General features: G+C 39.7%; 13 protein-coding genes. 6 read left to right on the top strand and 7 right to left on the bottom strand.

Going from position 1 to position 17,387, the window contains the following annotated elements; all coding sequences use genetic code 11:
- The first annotated feature begins 242 nt into the window (after positions 1 to 242).
- From fliF to fliH, 3 genes are read left to right on the top strand one after another with little or no spacing between them, the layout of a single operon-like run.
- Positions 243 to 1,943: a flagellar M-ring protein FliF gene (gene fliF, locus H7A25_24560; GenBank protein MCP5503094.1), complete on the top strand. Its 1,701-nt coding sequence runs from the start codon at positions 243 to 245 to the stop codon at positions 1,941 to 1,943.
- A complete protein-coding gene (locus tag H7A25_24555; protein MCP5503093.1) occupies positions 1,940 to 2,920 on the top strand; it encodes a hypothetical protein in 981 nt (326 codons plus the stop codon). The genes fliF and H7A25_24555 overlap by 4 nt, the downstream gene beginning before the upstream one ends.
- Before the next feature lie 2 nt (positions 2,921 to 2,922).
- The gene (gene fliH, locus H7A25_24550; GenBank protein ID MCP5503092.1) at positions 2,923 to 3,846 is read left to right on the top strand and encodes a flagellar assembly protein FliH; all 924 of its coding nucleotides are present in this window, start codon (positions 2,923 to 2,925) and stop codon (positions 3,844 to 3,846) included.
- Between the two features lie 53 nt (positions 3,847 to 3,899).
- Here fliH and H7A25_24545 read toward each other — a convergent pair whose 3' ends face one another.
- The 5 genes from H7A25_24545 to H7A25_24525 form a co-directional block, all read right to left on the bottom strand.
- Positions 3,900 to 4,040, bottom strand: coding sequence for a hypothetical protein (locus H7A25_24545; protein ID MCP5503091.1), 141 nt, complete (start codon positions 4,038 to 4,040; stop codon positions 3,900 to 3,902).
- Positions 4,041 to 4,046: 6 nt separating this feature from the next.
- Positions 4,047 to 4,601, bottom strand: coding sequence for a TetR/AcrR family transcriptional regulator (locus H7A25_24540; GenBank protein MCP5503090.1), 555 nt, complete (start codon positions 4,599 to 4,601; stop codon positions 4,047 to 4,049).
- An 84-nt stretch (positions 4,602 to 4,685) separates the two neighbouring features.
- A complete protein-coding gene (locus H7A25_24535) occupies positions 4,686 to 5,042 on the bottom strand; it encodes a Cys-rich protein (GenBank protein ID MCP5503089.1) in 357 nt (118 codons plus the stop codon).
- Positions 5,043 to 5,048: 6 nt separating this feature from the next.
- Complete coding sequence (locus H7A25_24530) at positions 5,049 to 5,645, bottom strand: hypothetical protein (protein ID MCP5503088.1); 597 nt, start codon at positions 5,643 to 5,645, stop codon at positions 5,049 to 5,051.
- 23 nt (positions 5,646 to 5,668) lie between these two features.
- Positions 5,669 to 6,676, bottom strand: coding sequence for a glycosyltransferase family 39 protein (locus H7A25_24525; protein MCP5503087.1), 1,008 nt, complete (start codon positions 6,674 to 6,676; stop codon positions 5,669 to 5,671).
- A gap of 127 nt (positions 6,677 to 6,803) precedes the next feature.
- Between H7A25_24525 and H7A25_24520 the strand changes: the two genes are divergently transcribed.
- Together H7A25_24520 and H7A25_24515 are read left to right on the top strand one after the other, a co-directional pair.
- A complete protein-coding gene (locus H7A25_24520; GenBank protein ID MCP5503086.1) occupies positions 6,804 to 7,946 on the top strand; it encodes a hypothetical protein in 1,143 nt (380 codons plus the stop codon).
- A 45-nt stretch (positions 7,947 to 7,991) separates the two neighbouring features.
- Positions 7,992 to 8,942, top strand: a complete 951-nt coding sequence (locus H7A25_24515; GenBank protein MCP5503085.1) for a PEGA domain-containing protein — start codon at positions 7,992 to 7,994, stop codon at positions 8,940 to 8,942.
- Positions 8,943 to 8,946: 4 nt separating this feature from the next.
- On the opposite strand, the gene H7A25_24510 is transcribed toward H7A25_24515, so the two are convergent.
- Together H7A25_24510 and H7A25_24505 are read right to left on the bottom strand one after the other, a co-directional pair.
- Positions 8,947 to 13,845 (bottom strand): hypothetical protein, encoded by a 4,899-nt coding sequence (locus H7A25_24510; GenBank protein ID MCP5503084.1) that lies wholly within the window; start codon positions 13,843 to 13,845, stop codon positions 8,947 to 8,949.
- Between the two features lie 134 nt (positions 13,846 to 13,979).
- Positions 13,980 to 14,588, bottom strand: coding sequence for a hypothetical protein (locus H7A25_24505; GenBank protein MCP5503083.1), 609 nt, complete (start codon positions 14,586 to 14,588; stop codon positions 13,980 to 13,982).
- A gap of 146 nt (positions 14,589 to 14,734) precedes the next feature.
- Here H7A25_24505 and H7A25_24500 point away from each other — a divergent pair, with 146 nt between their 5' ends.
- Positions 14,735 to 17,377, top strand: a complete 2,643-nt coding sequence (locus tag H7A25_24500) for a transglycosylase domain-containing protein (GenBank protein ID MCP5503082.1) — start codon at positions 14,735 to 14,737, stop codon at positions 17,375 to 17,377.
- Positions 17,378 to 17,387 lie beyond the last annotated feature (10 nt).

Here is a 17,387-nt window from a genome sequence, read left to right as displayed (position 1 = left end):
AAAAGAATTATCTCTTAACACGCAAAAATATGTCGACAAACTTTGCTCTTTATAGTAGCCTAACAGCAGTGAAATAGCATAAAACGAATGCAGGTTTTTTCCTCTTTTCATGAGTTATTCTTTTATTAACAACTTAATCAGTTTGTTTTGTTTCTGAGGAAAAAAAGAAAAAATAAATTGTACATTTATACCGAAATTGAATTATGTCACTGTAAACTTTTTAATGTCTAGAGGTACCTTTCATGCCCGAACAGGTTCAGAAACTCCTGAATCAACTCAAAGAGTTATCGTCTAAACTGGATAAAACCAAGAAGGCTATTCTTGCTGCGATCCTCGGGGTCGTAGTGATAGCTTTTGTTGTCTTATCTAATTTTTCTCTTCAAAAGAATTATGTCATCTTATTCCACGATCTGGATAGTAAAAACTTCGCAGAAATTACTAAAAAACTGGATGCAATGGGCTATTCCTATAACACCTCAGACACTTCAGTGATTTCTGTGGAACCTGAGAAGAGGCAGCAAATTGTAACAAAACTGGCCCAGGAGAATCTAATTCCTCCCGGAGTTCCCGGTTGGGAAATTTTTGATGTGGAAAAGTTTACAGAAACCCAGTTTGATAAAGATATTAAAAAATTTAGGGCTCTGAAAGGAGCTATAGAAAAATCTTTACAGACTTTGAAGCCCATCAACAAAGCCTATGTGAATATTGCGCTTCCTGATTCGGAGTTATTTGAGACTACCCGTTCCCCCGTAAAGGCTTCTGTAATTTTGCATTATGCCCCCGGTATCGAATCTATCAGTAAGAAAGAAGTGAAGGGGATTGTGAATCTTGTTTCCAGAGCGGTTCCCCGTTTAAAACCGGAGTATGTAACTGTAGCCGATGATACAGGCCGGGTAATTTCTGACTTCGAAGAAGATCTCGAAAAAGAAAAACTGGAACTCAGGCTCATTCAGGAAAAACTCAGGATTCAGGATGAAGAAAGGGTAAAACGTCTGCTTGATATTCGAAAAACCCTTCGCTGGACTTTAGGTGGTGAGGACAGGGTGGATATTACCCGTTTCGAATACCTCGTAAACTGGGATAAGGAATCCTATAAATCAAATGAAGTTTCTCCTGTAGTGAAAATTCCGGATAATCCGGATACACCGTATAGTGAATTGGAGTTAGTAGAAGGGAACTCCTTAAAAGTTTCTTCCAAAGAAACCACGGAAAGTTTTACCGGTCGCGGTTTTACTCCGGATGGACCTGCCGGAACGGAACCCAATCTACCTCCCGGATACAAGGATACAGACTATCAGAAAGCTAATTATCAGAAAAAAGAGAATATAACCAATTATGAATTTAACCGGAAGGTTCGGGATGTTCAAAAGCAGCCCTGGAAGGTAGAAAAAATTACCCTTTCTGTAGTGGTGGATGGAATCTGGACTAAGAAAATTACGGATGATGGTTTTAAATACGAAAGAAAATACACCCCTGTTTCAGAAGAAGAGATTCGAAATATTACAAAAAACTTAAAAGCTGCCGTTGGTTTTGACCCGGCCAGAGGGGATCAGTTAAACGTAGTGACCCTGCAAAGAGACCGTTCCGAGCAATTTGCGAAAGAAGATGCCGAGTTAGAAAGGCAGAAAACGATTCGAAATGCGATTATTGTTTCTCTGGCTTTACTTACAGCATTCATACTCATCATCCTGATATACAGAGCGGTTAAAAAGGAAATTGCCAGAAGAAGAAGACTCAAAGAAGAAGAGCTGGCTGCTCAACAGCAGATGATGCGCGAGGCTGCTTTACGGGTTATGGAAGAAGGTTCTGCTGAAGTGGAACTTTCTCCGGATGAAAAACTCAGGAAGGAACTTCTGGATAATGCAGTGAAAATGGCCAAGGAAAAGCCGGAAGAGGTGGCTCAGCTCCTCAGAACCTGGCTTTCGGAAGAGGATAGCGGTTGACAGATTTTTCTTCCAATAGCAAAGCTGCCATTTTGTTTAATCTCATTGGCGATTATCTTCCGAGGGATACCCTTGAAAAATTAAACGCCAGGGATATAGAAAAACTCATGGACAAACTAAATGGCGTGTCTGCGACCAGTGTTTCCGAAGAAAACAGGGTTTTGGAAGAGTTTGTACGGTATATAAAGAAAAATAGTCCGAGTTCCGGTCTTAAAGCACCCGGTCGTCAACCGGGTGATACGGCTATTTATAGAAAAATTGAAAGTATAATACAGGAAGGTATTCAGGAAGTTTCGGAAATCAACCTCCTAAAAGAAAAAAATCGAGACGAATTAAACCTGATAATACAGGACGAATCGCCCCGCATTATAGCTATGGTCATGTGTTTTGCCGATCCGGGTGAGTCCTCTACGCTGGTAGAAGAGCTTCCTGAGAATACACGGGAGAAAATTCTTATAGAAATTAATAAAATCGATTTTCATTCGGAAGAAATTCGAGATGAACTGGAACGTTTTCTCCGTTTTAAAAAAGATATTATAGAATCCAACCTGATGGTTTCTAAAATTAAAAATAAGGGTGGAAGAAAAGCTGCTGAAATTCTGGCCCGTTTAAATCCCAACCTTTCTGTAAAATTATTTTCAAAAATAAAAGAGATCAACCCCGAATATGCCGAACATATAAACGAGCACTTTTATACGTTTGATGATTTGTTGCGGGTAGACCGAACAAATTTATCAAAATTTCTTGCCACGTTTAACCCTATCGTGGTAGCCTTTTCTTTGAAAGGTGTAGAACTTTCAGTCGCGGAAAAAATACTGGAAAAGTGCGAACCCTGGTTAGCAAAAGCCATACGACTTGAAATGGATTGTATGGGTCCGGTTACCCTGGCGGAAATTGAAGAAGCACAAAAAGGAATTATGGATCATCTACATAAATCTATTGATTCTGGCGAAATCAAACTGTGGAAGGATAAATAAATATGTCCAAGTTAGTCTTTAAACCCATTGAAATTGCAGATTCTCACGAGCAGATTGATTTAAACCTGCCCGATAAGTATAAGAAATATCACCCTACGGAGGAAGAAGAAGATTTTGAAGTCGACCAGGAAGGGAATGTTATTGAGCAATATCAGGGGCCTTCGATCGATGAAATTGAAGCCGAGCTTGACCGCTATCGTCAGGAAACGGAAGCCCAGGTTCGGGAGCTTTTAGAAGAGGCCAGGGCCAAGGCGGATAAAATTGTAGAGGAAGGTAGAACCCGTGCCTTCCAGATGATTCAGGAATCCAAAGAAAAAATCAAAGCCGAAGAAGACCAGGGAAGGGCTCGTGCCGCCCAGGTTGAAGACAGGGCCAAACTCGAAGCCGAGAGGATGATCAAAGAAGCCGAAATGAAGGTGAATGAGATCGAACACGAGGCCTATCAAAAAGGTTATGATGCCGGTCGCGAAGTAGGTTTCAAGAAAGGTCAGAGTGAAGTCCGAAGGTTGATTGACCGTCTGGGAACGATTGTAGGAAAGGCTATTGATATTCGGGAAGATATTATCCAGGCCTCCGAAAAACAGATGGTTGAGATGATTTTGATTATCGCCAGAAAAGTTATCAAAGATGAAATTATAGAGCGTAAAGAGATTGTATTGAATAATATTCGAGAAGCCCTCAAACGTATTAAAGACAGAGACCGTGTGGATATCCGGGTTAACTTCTCCGATCTGGAAATTACTACCGCGCACAAAGACGAACTTATCAAGCTCATGGAATCTCTGCGGAAAGTCAATATCTACGAAGACTCTCGCGTGGATAGAGGTGGAGTGATTATCGAAACCGATGTGGGTGCTATCGACGCCAGGATTTCTACACAACTTAAAGAAATCGAAGAAGCCATTCGAAACGCAGAACCGATTTAGTGTGGGTCAGTGTAAGGAAAGGTTCGAGAAGCAGGGGCTCATCCCTGCTTTTTTTATACTCGAAGTTCAGGATTGCTATATAAATTCTGTAGCTCTTCTTCCAGATTTTCAGCAAAACTTAAGGTATCGGGTTCAATTCCTAAAATTTTCTCAACTAATTCCTGAATATATTCTACAGCCCTTTGAATTTTCACTTTTCGCTATTTATCATCTTTTTCTTTTTTGATTTTTTTTTCCAGGGAAGCTTTTTGATGGATCATGTTGTAGAGTAGTGCCCTGGTAGTTTTGGACGCAGAAGTTGTCTTCATACTTCCTTCTTGAATGCCCTGCTTGATAATTTGTATATAACTTGTTTTGGCTTCTCTAAAAAAATACTTTGTATACTTGAAAAAAAGAGATATATTCTCTTCATCTAATAGAATCGAGCTGATTCGAGATTTTAATTGTAATCGCTTGTATTCACATTTTTCATGACTGTGAGAGAATAGAGTATTGATTTTTTCAATGGCACTCAGGGAATTATCTTCAGCCAATTTTTTCAGGGATTGGAATTCACTCAGGAAACAATTCCGGACAATGGTATCCAGAATTTCTTCCTTGGATTTAAAATAGTAGTAAAAAGTTCCCTTTCCTATTCCTACTTCATTCAGTATAACCTGAATAGTCGTTTTATTGTATCCTGTTGTTTCAAATAGCTGAAGAGAAGTGTCGAGAATTTCCTGTTTTCGAACTTCTCCTTCTTTGTTCTTTTTCAATGTCATCACCCTGGATATATTGGGGATAGCATTTATGTTTTTAGTAATGCGTCCACCACATTATTAAAGAAAAATCTAAAGACTCTACATTTTCTTTACATTAAAAGTAGATGTATTTTGCAGACAGTTACTTAAGTCTTTACAGGACAAATTGTCTTTTATTAAACAGGAAGGAAGCATCTTTGCCTGTTTTTTGCAACCCATAAAGCAACCCGAATCAAAGCCCGGATAACGCTTCATATCAAGTCCGGGTGCGAATTGAGTTGCGCAACTTTTTAAGGTTTGGCAGAGTTCTGTACAGCTATGGTCACTAATCGCTTCATTTTGTGTGAACCCGGAAATTTTTTTTGCGTTTATATCCTTATAGATCAAAAAGGTTAGTGTAAAACCGATAGCCAGTAGCATAGGAGAATACTGAAATAGTTTTTTTATATTTAACATGGAATTTTACCTCGAAAAAAAGAAAACTTTTTGAAATGCTTTTGTTTTAATGGAACGAAGGGCTTCCTTATTGATTTGCCTTTTCCAAATTTCATAGGAAAAGGTTTTCTTAAAGCCGGATATTTCCTGTAAGTTTTCAGGAGCTCGAAATACAAGTATATGCTGACTATTGATTTTGCAGGTTTCTAAGTTTTGAGGAACCGCATGTACTACATTCACTCCGGGTAGAGAATTCTTAAATAGATAGGCATCCCAGGGCTCCGGGCTTACCACACAAACCTGACCGGATATCTGCTTCTTTACTTCTGCGGGAAGTAAAGGATGGTTTAAAGCCGGTAGGAGTATAAACTGGGTGCTCAGAGTAAAGAGAGAAATGTTTACAACAAAAGAGAATTGGATAAGGCTTTTGTTTTTGGGGTAGTATTCTTTCCATATCTTATAAAACAGTAAAGATAGAACAATAGAAAGAATAATTCCTATTTTATAATATAGAGATTCTGCAAATACAAATATAGGAACACTGAATAAGCTCAATATAATGATATTTAGAAGTAGATTCCATTTTAATACTTTTTGAATTTTTTCTAAGGAAATGTAGTTCATAAAATGGGCTGTTCCTATAAACATCAGGGGTAGAGCCGGAAGAATATATAATAGCCATCTTTTCTGTTGGGCAAGAGATGTAAAAGCGTAAGCAAGAAAGATGTGTTAATGATGACCCTTGCAAATAAGCTATTTCTGGATTTTATTTTTAATTTCAGAGAGTAGAAGGCAAAGTATAGTAAGGCAAAGCCAATGGGCTGAGCGTAAAAAATCCATCCGGAAAAGATGCGAAATAGGTTCTGATTTTCGGAGAAGAATTTTCCATAATTTTCTACAACGAAAAAGTAATATAAGATTCCGCTACCCTTTAAATAGACGAGAAAAGAAAGCCAGGCCAGGATAGGCACAAGCTCAATGAGGTGGAATAGAACTAAAGTCGAAACTAAACTTCTGATATATCGTTTTCCTTTCCAGGCAAAAGGGGAAAACTTAAAATGCGATAGGAAGACTCCGGCCCAGGATAAAAGTAGAATGGCTGTATAAACCTGGAATAAAGGACCCTTATAGAGATAGGATACACCGGCAGTGAGCGAAGATAAAATAATAAAGGCTTTCTTTCTCGTTTTGTAATATTTATAGAATAAGTACGTAGTGAGTAATAAGGAGAAAACCATCCCCTGTTCCATCATGAGAAGTCTTCCAAACTTGAAATTTCCAAGGGTGAAAAGGTAAATAAGCGATGAAAAAAAGGAAAGCCGGATTTTTTTAGTAATATCCAGAAGAAAAAGGAATAGGACACTTACCGTAAAAGAAGCCAGCAGGATAGCAGGGAGTCTTGCTGATAGAAGACTCGTACCAAAGACTTTTTCTGAAGCCATTCCTAACCAGAAAAGAAGGGGAGGTTTGAAATAATTGGCCTCTCCATTCAAGCGGGGAAGTATGTATTCTCCATGTGCCAGACTCTCTCGAATGGTAGCAATGTGCATAACCTCATCTCCCTGTAAAAGGAGAGCATCCCCTGAACTTCCCGGCAAAAGTGCAGTAAGACTTACAGCAAAAAGAAATGCAAGCAGTATCCACTTATTTTTCACAAATTACCCTCATGTTTATTTTATATATAGACCGACGGTCGGTACAAAAGTTTTTAGAAACCCCGATTCTGTCAAGTTTTTATTAAAAATCCCTTGCCTTGCCGGGAAAAACACCGAGTGTATAAAAATGAAGCTGCGACTAATCTTCTTTTCCTTTATGATTTCAGGCCTATTTTGGAAAATTTGTCCAAAAGAACCTGTTTCTCAATCCCGTGTTGAAATTTTAAAAAAAGAGCGTAAAATACACGGTAACCTGTTTCCTGCGGGAAGTAGTCTATTTTATGACTCAAAAAAAAGGCTTAAATCCGTTCGGGTTTCGGGGGATGTGAAATTGAAAAAGTTCACTGCACTTTCAGGTACTCTGGTTTTATTCCACCCGAACTCTCGTTTGAAAGGACTTACCCTGGGAAAAGATTTATCTTCCAAAGGAAAAGCGTTTCATCGAGGCGATGTGTTGCGTTTTAACAATAAGGCGAAATTGGAGAGGGCCAGAATTTTTACTCCTATAGAAATGCAGGGCTTTTCTTTGCAGACCTGGTCAAAGGAGAACACACAGAAGAACTGGCTGCATTTTTATCCGGGTGGTAATTTGCGTTCCTTCCCGGTTTTTATTCCTTATATTCAAAAAGGCTTTCATTTTGAAAAAGAGCAGGAAGTTTTACTTCATGAGAATGGAAGTATGTACAGGTTTCGCTTGAACAAGGAAAAACAATACGGAGAGATTTTATTACATAAGGGAGTGGACATATATTTACTTCCGGATGGAAAATTAAACTGGGAAGCCCTGGCAGAAGCCAGACAACAGAACATCTGGTCCAAAGAAGGTAGAGAAAAGATTCCTTCCGAGGCTGAGACGTATTCCGATCCCCTGCAACCCGGTTCTGTGTTTCGGGTGAAAAAAATAAACTATTTAAAGAGAGAAGAATTTACCTTTAAAGAAAAGAAATATGAATTCAGCCTGTATTGGAACCGCTCTTTAAAAATTAAAGGAAATCGAATTCATGCCCGGATTAAACTTTTAGCTGATCCCAAAAAAGAAGAGAAAGAAAAGCAAAAGAAGGATAAAAAAAAGAAAGAAGAAGAGTGGATAAGTGGATATATTCTTGGCGATCATAAGAAAACAGCCTTTGTAATTAACGAGGTTTTAAAAAATCCGGTACCCCATAAGGATATATTTCGACTGGAGATGAAGTTGAAACTCTACTCTCGTAATGATACGGAGTATATACAATATCAGCTTCAGACATTCTTTCGCAAAGCTCAGGAATAAAAATCTTTATCTTGCTTTTTAAAGAAAGGATTACAGATCTGGATTATGAGATTTATTTTTCTATTCTTGATCCTTTTTTTTCTTTCTTGCAAACAGGAAATGTTGTACAGGTTACAATCGGAACCTTCCGGGGTGAATGTAGTTGATATTGTTCAAAACCGAGTAATTGGAACAACACCACTTATCATCAGACTCCAAGAAAAAGAAGAGAAGAAGTTTCTTCTTGAAATGGAAGGTTATAAAGTAAAAGAGCTTGATTTAAGTTTTAAGAAAGAAGCAAAAGAAGAAAACCTGAAGATTAAATTAGAAAAAAATCTAAACGTAAGTCTTGAGTCGAAACCGGAAGGAGCAGAAGTTAGTGTTGATGGAAAAGTATACGGCATAACACCTATTCGATTTGAACTCAAGCAGGGTGAGCATAAAATCCAGGTCGCCAGACAGGGTTTTAAAGCCGAAATCTTTACTGTAAATATTCAATTTCCGGAACAGGAAATTATAAAAACACTTACTCTTCTTTCCTTGAAGGATTTGGAAGATTTAAAAAAGAGAGAAGAGGAAGAAAAAAGAAAAGCAGAAGAGGAATCCTTTACTGAATTCAAAGAAGGCGGAGTCACCTATCACCGCTTAAAAGGTTATTCGGATTCCCTGGTTCCGATTGCCCTTATCGGAACTAACGAAGATGCTCAAATTGTTCGTGAGAAACGACTTTACTGGGGACCTTACGAGGGAGAGATGGGGTGGAAAGAAGCGGTGGAAAGATGTAAGACAAAAAGAATGCAGCTTCCATCGAGGAAAGAGTTAAACCTGGTAGCCAAATCCAATCTCGGTAAAATTAAAACACCCTGTTGCAAGTATTGGTCTTCGGAATCCCATCCTGATTCAGAAGATGCCAAATATTATGTGTCAGTTAGTGATGGACAGTCCGTACTTCATCCTGCCAGTTACTCCCATAATGTTCGTTGTATCGTTTATCGATGGATACGTGTTTCTCACTAAGGGACTAGGTTTCCCAGGAGGATAAGCTTTTTTGAATAGACCTTAAGTGCTTCAGTACGAGTTCTTTTTTTAAGGTATAAAAAATGAGACCGGAAATAATACTTAAACCGCTGATAGAGAGTAGGAAAAATCCCATTCGTTGATCTCGAAGGCCGATTTGCACCAGATTGGCCGCGAGATTCAAGACAAAGAAAGAAAGCCCCATGAAAAGATAAGAGCGGATTTGAAATAGCATTCCTGCAGCAATTCCCAAAAGACAGATAAGACCGAAGATAATGGCATAAATCGCTTCACTTGCCCTTCCTGCTTCAAAGCTAATATTAATCGCAGCCGGTAGATATAGGAAGAGTCCGCCCACAATGCGTAAAATTTTCTTTGCCAATTCGCTGAGGTTTTCACGAAATATATGGCCCAGTAAGATGGTAAAAAGACCCACCGGTGCCAGATAAGTTTCCGGTCCCCGGAAATTAGAGGCACTTATCGCCAGGTATAAGGCGAGGTTTCCGGCTATAGCCGAGAGGACAGCATAAATTCGTTTGGAAGATACTACTCCTAAGGCTGCATATAGCATGGCTGAAAAACCAAGCATACCCGCATTTTTGTAGCTGGCTTCTGCCGGTAATACAAATAAGGCGATGAGGGGCATAAAAGCCGCAAACCTTCGGGTAGCTTCGGAAAGAGAAGGAATGCCGAGTTTGTAAGCTACGCTTGTCACTCCTACGAGTATAAAACCAAAGAGTAGTGCTACAATCGAATCTACTTCAGAAGTTAAGACAGTAGGAAAGGCCGGTTTCAGTCCTAAATATAAGCCCCCTATAGCTGTCTGTAGAAAGTAGAGGTGTCTTGCTTTTTTTTCAGAAAAGGAGGCGAAGAAAGAAGTAATGACAACGAAAGTAATGGCCAGAAGTCCTGAATAATTAGAATATACTAAATTATTTATGGGTTGTTTGATATGGAAAGCTAAAAATATTGCGGTAAGAATAATTTGAGTATCGCTGCTATAGAAAAGACCTTTTGAAAAATCATCTTTATATACCTGCATCTGTCGGAAAGAATAGTAAGATGCCAGGGCCGTTGCGGAACTGAGTAAGGCAAAGAAGGGCAACATGGCCTGAGGGAAAAGATCCAATACCGCGTTGTTTGGTTTACAGAAATAATATGGGCAGGAAGCCGGAAAGGCAGAGAGCAGGCTAAAGGTAAAAAGGATACTCCCGGTAAAGGAAAATATAAGACTCAAAGATTTTTCCCACTGAAGAGCTATACTGAAAAATAAAGCAGAGCTTAAGAAAAAGGTAATACCCGGTGAAAAATGAAATAGCCAGTTGCCGGCCAGACCATTTAGCATTCCATTTAATAAGCCCGGCACTGCATTGTTATTGAAGGATGGATAGTTGGTAGCAAAGGCGTAAATAAATGCGATACCGAGATATAGAAGGGATAGAAAATGTGCTTTTTCTTTGAGATTCCCTGTTTGTTTTTTTAGGATAAGACTTAAAGGCTTTAAGGACAGGGTGATGCTTAATGCTATGAAGGCATGCAGGGGACCCGACCAGAAGGGATACAGATTACCCGTATGAGAAATTCCTTCTAAGATGAGAATTCCGCTTAAACCAAACATAACAATTCCTGCATGTTTTGTCTCTATTGAACTCATCAGCACAAGTCCTGAGAGTAAAAGAATTAGTCCAGGGCTGATAAATGCATACGAAAACGCAATGAAAAATAAGAGGAAAGTTGTAAGAAAAGACCAGCTACTGAAACCCGCTTGTAAATTAGAAAAAGGTGATTCTTCCTGAAAAATAGAGCGATATAGTCTCTGTAAAATTCCATAGGGAATAAGAATGGCAAGTATTGCAAAAAATAAACCGGAAAAAGCGATTCCTTTAGCAGCTTTTCTTATTACTAAAGCTTCATCCCAACCTGAAGGTAAATATAGGTTGGATAAAAGCCAATCTGTATTTACAAGGACTCTGTGTCCTGATGGTAACCATTTTCCTCCCGGAGGCTCCAGGGCTATCAAATCCTGTCCTATAAATGTGTGTTGTGAAAAGCTCAGGGCAAATACGGGAATGAGTAGAAAAAGAGAAATATGCAGAGAGATTGTGCGCTTTAAGAAGCAGGAATATAAGAAAAAGGCTAAGAAGGCACCGAAGAAAAAACTCGGCGGTGTTATGTATAGAAAACGAATCGTTCCCGGTAGTCCTACAAGGAAGGCATCCAGAATAAGGACGATACCTAAGAGAAGCATAGAATAAAGAGGAACGAATTTATAATAGAGACCGTGTACGGGTTTTCCCAGTAAGCTGCCAATAAATTCTCCCTTACGTTTTAAAAATACAGAAAAGAGATAGAGTAAGACAATAATAACAGACAAATTTCTTCCGACTATAGCCGGTGGTAGAGGTCTTCCGATTCGGTTAATTACCGCTGTGAGGCCTACAAATACAAAAATTCCGATAAGACCCAAAACAGAGCCTTTTAGATTTAAAAAGGAATAGCCGGGTAGTATAAAGACAGAAAGCATATTCAAGCTCAATAAGACTCCTGAAAGAATGAGGAGATTTCTGTCGGGGTAGTCTGCAAGGGAAAACCAGGGTACGATTTGGGAAAGGCTATAGAAGAGAAAAACGAGGGAGACGCTACTCAAACCATCTCGGAGTAATAAGGTGTTATTTGCATAAAAAGGAAATCGGAAGGTCTTTAAAACTCTTCTGGCCCTACTGTTTTTAATTTCTGCATCCGGGAAGATAGGAATCAGGCCGGCTAATAAACCGGAGAGAAAACAAAAGGCGGAAGAAACTAAAGCCGTGTTGGGTATATTAGAAATATAATATTTGGAAAAAAGTAGGTTCCAGAAAGTAAGAGCGAGTATCAAAAAGCCTGCAAAACTTACTACGCGGGTTTTATCCCGAAAAGACCGGAGGATGGTAAAGGCTCCGGTTAGAAGTAAAAACAAATTGGCCAGGTTGGAGCTTTCCCGGTTAAAAGATAGAAAAGATAAAGAAAAAAATATGGAGACTAAGGCCACATCGTCAAAGGGTTTAAAATCGTCTTCTTTGCTTCCCCATTTTAAAAGTTTATCAAAGCCCAGACCGAATAGACTATAGGAGATGGCCAGTAATCCCGAAAGAAGGGCTATTCTGAATGCCAAATTCTGTGTGGGATAGAGAGCAGAAAAGGCTTGCAAAATAGCAAAGCCACCCAGACCGGCTATAAAATGAAAGAAGCTGTTTTGTTTGTACCCTGCGTAATGGTTGAAGCCAAAGAAGAGAATTCCATAAATCAATAAGGGAGATATTAAATAGGGAAGTATTGGACTAAATTGTAATATAGCAAAAAGGAATATACCGGATAACCCCCCCCAAAAAGCCAGGGAAGTTTGTAAACTGTCTTTTACATGTCGATAAAAAACAATTCCGAGCATAGGAATAAACGCAGCAGAGACGAATGGCCAGAAGTTTTGAGGGGCAAATTCCTTTCCTAAAAGATAAGATGTAAAAATGGAGAGTAGCATAAAAGGATGAATCGCTCTTGTATGCCTTGCTGTAGTATGCAGAAAAATTAGTGTCGCAAGAGTCGGGTGCAGGAAATAGATTAGCCTTTCAAAAACAGTATTGAAGGGTACAGGAAGAATATATAGGAAGATTAAGCTGCCGCTTCCTATGCTTAAAACAATGGCTAAAAAGATAATTTCAAAAACCGAATAGATAAAAGGATAAGCTGAGGGTTTCGAATGTCTGTAAAAGGCATGAGCTAAAGCATAGCTAAATGCTAAGATCCAGAGAAGGAAAACCGCCGGTAAAAGCAAATTGTTACCGGTAAAAATAAGCTCTTTCGATAGATTGAAAAATACGAGCAGGATAGAAATATTCGCATAAAAGGGAAGAAGTAAAAGTCCTTTTTGTTGTATTTGTTTCTGTCTGTATATCCATTCCGATTGCAGACTGAAGAATAAAATGGGTAAGAAGATAAGATAATTTGCGAGGCCTTTTTGGGTGGCATACGGAACGAGAGCCAGAATAAACATGGAAGGAAGAATAGTAAGAGAAAATGTAGTTCCACTCAGGTTGAACTGCGGGCTGATGACTTTTAAGAGACCGAAGCTTGCGAGTCCTAAAAGAAACAGGGAGATAAAACCGAAGCTAAGATTTTGGGATACTATATCCGAGCAGAGAGAAAATGTAACGGGAAATAATAGTAAGGAAATGCCCGAAAGAATTCTTCCCGTCATGATAGACTTTCTTTGTAAGAATAAGCCCAGTCCGGAAAATAAAACCTGGTAGATAAACAAAGCAAAGAGAACCAGGCCGAGACGGGAAAGGCCGCTCAGTGTCATCCAGGCTTCCCGGATTCCCATAATAGAACCGGCAAGAACGAGAAGAGAACCAATAAACCACCAGATGTACTCATTTAATAGAGGACGAATGCCGGCCCAGAGAAGAGAGTTGCTTCTATCCAGTTCTGCAAAAACAGAGACACCGGCGAATTCCCCGGCTTCGGAAAGATCATCCCCGGAAACACTTTCTTTTCTCAGGTTTCTTTTTTGCGGAAAACCCTTTTCTCTCCAGAAGGGATCAATTATGCCCGAGAGTCCGGAAAAGAAACTTTGAATCCATTCAAAAAAAGAAGCAAGTAAAAGTCCTAGAAGGTTTTGTTCTTCTGCTTTTGTTATCGGTTCCGGAAGGGGAGCTGTAGTTTCTGCATCTATAGCCAGGTTAATCTCTGTGTAAGTTTCCTTACTAATTTTGCCTTTCTTCTTCCAGCTCTGGATATAATCTTTCATTTTTCCGAGGACAAGCCTGTCGAGGTTCTTCTGGCTCTCCGACTCCAGGGGCAGGGAACAAACCGGACAGTTTCTTCCGGGAAAACCGGGATGAAAGGTTTTGCAGGATGGGCATATCATAGATGAGTAACTCCGTGAGGAACGAAAGTTTAATTGAAAACCAGTATAAGTGCCCGTTCAAAAGCTGTAAAGCCGGATCTTCCATCTGCAAAAAATGTTTATTCCTCGATGGGAAAAACCGGCCTTATGTTGTTTTATCCGAATAGGTTTTTTACTTTTCCACCCAGGTCTGTCAGTTTTTCCGAAACTGCTTTTTTAGAATTTTCCCATTTTTCGCTGGCGTCTTTGCTCAGGTTTTCCATTTCTCCCTGAAGTTCTGTAAGCTTTTTCTTTAATTCTTTTTTCTCTTCTTCAATTCCATCTCTTAGTTCTTTTGTTCCGAGATTAAAGTGTAAGCGAAATGTATCCAGATGAGTTTTGAAATTCTCTGCTTTAGTTTCCATTAAGGCTTTTATGGATTTAACTTCTTCTTCCCCTTTCTGACTCAGTTCCTTGATTTTGAGATTCAGATTTTCCAGGGCTTTATCAAGATTCGCTTTTTGTTTCTCGAATTCTTCTTTGGTTTCTGCCCGTTTTATTTCTAATTGAGTTTGTAAATCTAAAAGGGCGGCCTGAAGTTTTTGAGAAGATTCATCTTTTACATTTTCCAGGGTTTTAAGGGCTTCTTGAATGGAATGTAAAAACTCTGTTTTTAGTTCTTCAAACTTATCTACTGCTTCTTTCTTTCCGAGGCTTAGTTGAAGTTGTATTTGCTCATATTTGCCTTTCAATTCTTCTATATAGGACTTTTTTTCTTGTTCCATGGTTTCTCTTTTTCCGTGTTATTCGGGACTCAGTTCCCAGCTTCCCTAATGTCCATACCGGTATAAAAAATAAAGAACGTCAACTGAAATTAATTTAAGCTTTCTTCCCGGTCATTTTTCTATCCTTTCTTTCGGAATTCGACATAATGCAAAATAGACGCCCTGCCGATAGAAATAAGGTGAAAACCGTCTTAGGCAAAGAGGAAGTAGAAAAGGGCAGTTTTACCTGTTCTAATTGTGGTAGTTTATCAAGACTCTCCCGGATCCCGCAGAGACCGGGCCTATACAAAATCACCTGCTTTCATTGCAAGGAACCAACCTATCTCAGAGTTAGCCCACCTTCTCCTCCACCGGAAATACCGGCAGAAGAGCCAAAAGCTTCAAAACACTCCAATATCTTAGAAGAGGCCATCCGAAAGAAAAAAGAAGAAAAAAAACACCGGACAGTTCAGGAAACGGAAGCGGTAAACGTTCCGAAAGAAAAGGGAAAGGGGATTTTTGAAGAGACTCCTGTAGAAAGAAAACCTCTTTACGAAACTGAAGCCCTTGAAAGTGAGGAGGAACCGGTTCTTAAGCCTACACCTGAGATAAAAAAAGAAAAAGAAAGGGATTTTATTCCCAAACGTCCGGTTTTACGAGATTTTCTCTGGGAAAAAAATGTACCCCTGATTCTTCGTTCCAGGGGGCTTTTGATTTTTTCTATCCTCTTTGCTATTGCGATGATATTCGGTCTTACTTTTCTTGTTATGAGTTTTAATAAGGCTACCGAAAACCTTGATGGTCTTCTAACTGAGCTTTCTAAGAATAAACCCAGTATGGTCTATGATCGTAGCGGGAACTTACTCTCAGAAATTTATCAAAAAAAAGTAGGAACCAGTAATTTGGAAGATTTTCCCAAAGGGCTGGTTCAAATGATTCTGGCAGTTGAAGATCGAAATTTTTACGACCATGGTGGAATCGACTATATTGCTATTTTTCGAGCCTTATTTCGAAACATCTCCCATTTTGGCTATTCTCAGGGGGCCTCCACTATAACCATGCAGCTTTCCCGCATTCTCATTAAAGACCGACAAAAAAGCCTGTCGCGAAAGTTCCGGGAAGCTGAAATTGCTTTCGCCCTGGAAACAAGGCTGAAAAAAGACGAAATCCTCAAAGCCTACTTGAACCAGGTCTATCTCGGACATGGCGCCTATGGGTTTGAGAACGCTGCTATGTACTATTTTAACCGAGAATTAAAGGATTTGAAGGTTAAGGAAATGATCCTTTTAGCCTCCCTGGCTTCAGCACCGGAACGGTATTCTCCTTTTAAACACAGGGAGCTTTCTAAGAAAAGAGTAAAAATTATAGTTGAGCAGTTGATTCGTTATAATATCATCCAGCCTTCGATTCGCGCAGAAATCGATGACTTCTATGCCGGTTTAAAACCTCCTCCTTATAAATCGGTTTTTAAAGGCCGGTACGATGAGGCACCCTATGTCACCGAGCATGTTCGATCTATTCTTAAAGCAGTAAACCCGGATAAAAACATTTACTATGAAGGGGGATTTAAAATAGAGACGACTATTCAACTGGATCTACAGAAGCAAGCCATTTTGGACACTCAGAAACATGTCGATTACCTTACCGGTAAAAAGGGTGGAATTAAAAAGGTCTGGTTAAAGAAAGACGAAAAACCCCCGGTTTCTGATGATTCCACTCTACAGGCAGCAGTTATAGGCCTTGATCCCCAGACCGGCGAAATTCTCTTTATGCACGGAGGAGGGGACAGATTTCATCAGGATAACCAGCTCAACCGGGCTATCCAGATACGCAGGCAGACCGGGAGTTCGATAAAACCCGTTCTTTATGCGGCAGCCATAGATTCCGGAAAGGTGCATACAGGCATGAGAGTTATGGATGCCAAGGTTTTTTACAGGGGAAAGAATGGAGAGAAGGATTGGACACCCAATAACTTTGATAAGGAATATCTTGGAGAAATTTCTCTCCGTACAGCCCTGGAGAAGTCTAAGAATACAGTAGCAGTCCAAATTGCAGAAAAAATTGGTCTTTCGACGGTAGCGAGATACTACCAGCAGTTTTTCTTTCCGGATCCTCAGGAATATAAAAAGCGTTACCGGGATGATTTGTCTGTAGCTCTGGGTTCCCTGGAATTTTCTCCTCTGGAGATGGCCACCGTGTTTTCTTCTTTTGCCAATGATGGTAAAATACAGAGACCCTATCTGATACGTAGAATTACATCTTCCACCGGGAAGGTAATTTATGAATATGATCTGAATGATGAATTTAATATGAAAATTCCTTTTGAGAGAAGGGTGGTAAACCCGGATACAGCCGAAGTTATGATTAGTCTCATGACCAGCAGTGCCCGCTACAGTAGTGTAAGGAAAACCGGTTATAAAGGAATCGTCGCCGGAAAGACCGGCACTACTAACGATTATAAAGATGCCTGGTTTGTAGGTCTCAAACCCAACCTGTCTCTTGCTGTCTGGATAGGTTATGATGATTCCGCATACGGAATGGGACCCAAAGGAGTGGGTTCTCTGGCAGCAGCTCCCCTCTGGGGAACAATAGCCGCTCATGCAGATACTCTGGCTGTTTTACCGAAAAGAAGCTTTACATTCAGTAAGAATGCTGAGCAAATAGAAATATGCAAAGAGACAGGGCTTGATGCCAGTGCCTGTCCCTGTGAAGCAAAGGAGAAAGAGTTTTTTACAAGCAAGGCAAAGCCTTCTAAAGAATGCATTGCTCCTGCTGTAGATAAATCGAATTCAATCCAATCTCTTTTCTAAAGGAGGGAAG

The organism is Leptospiraceae bacterium (assembly GCA_024233835.1).
Taxonomy (GTDB): domain Bacteria; phylum Spirochaetota; class Leptospiria; order Leptospirales; family Leptospiraceae; genus JACKPC01.
Note: the sequence above shows the minus strand (reverse complement) of the source record. Positions and strands in the feature narration are given on the sequence as shown.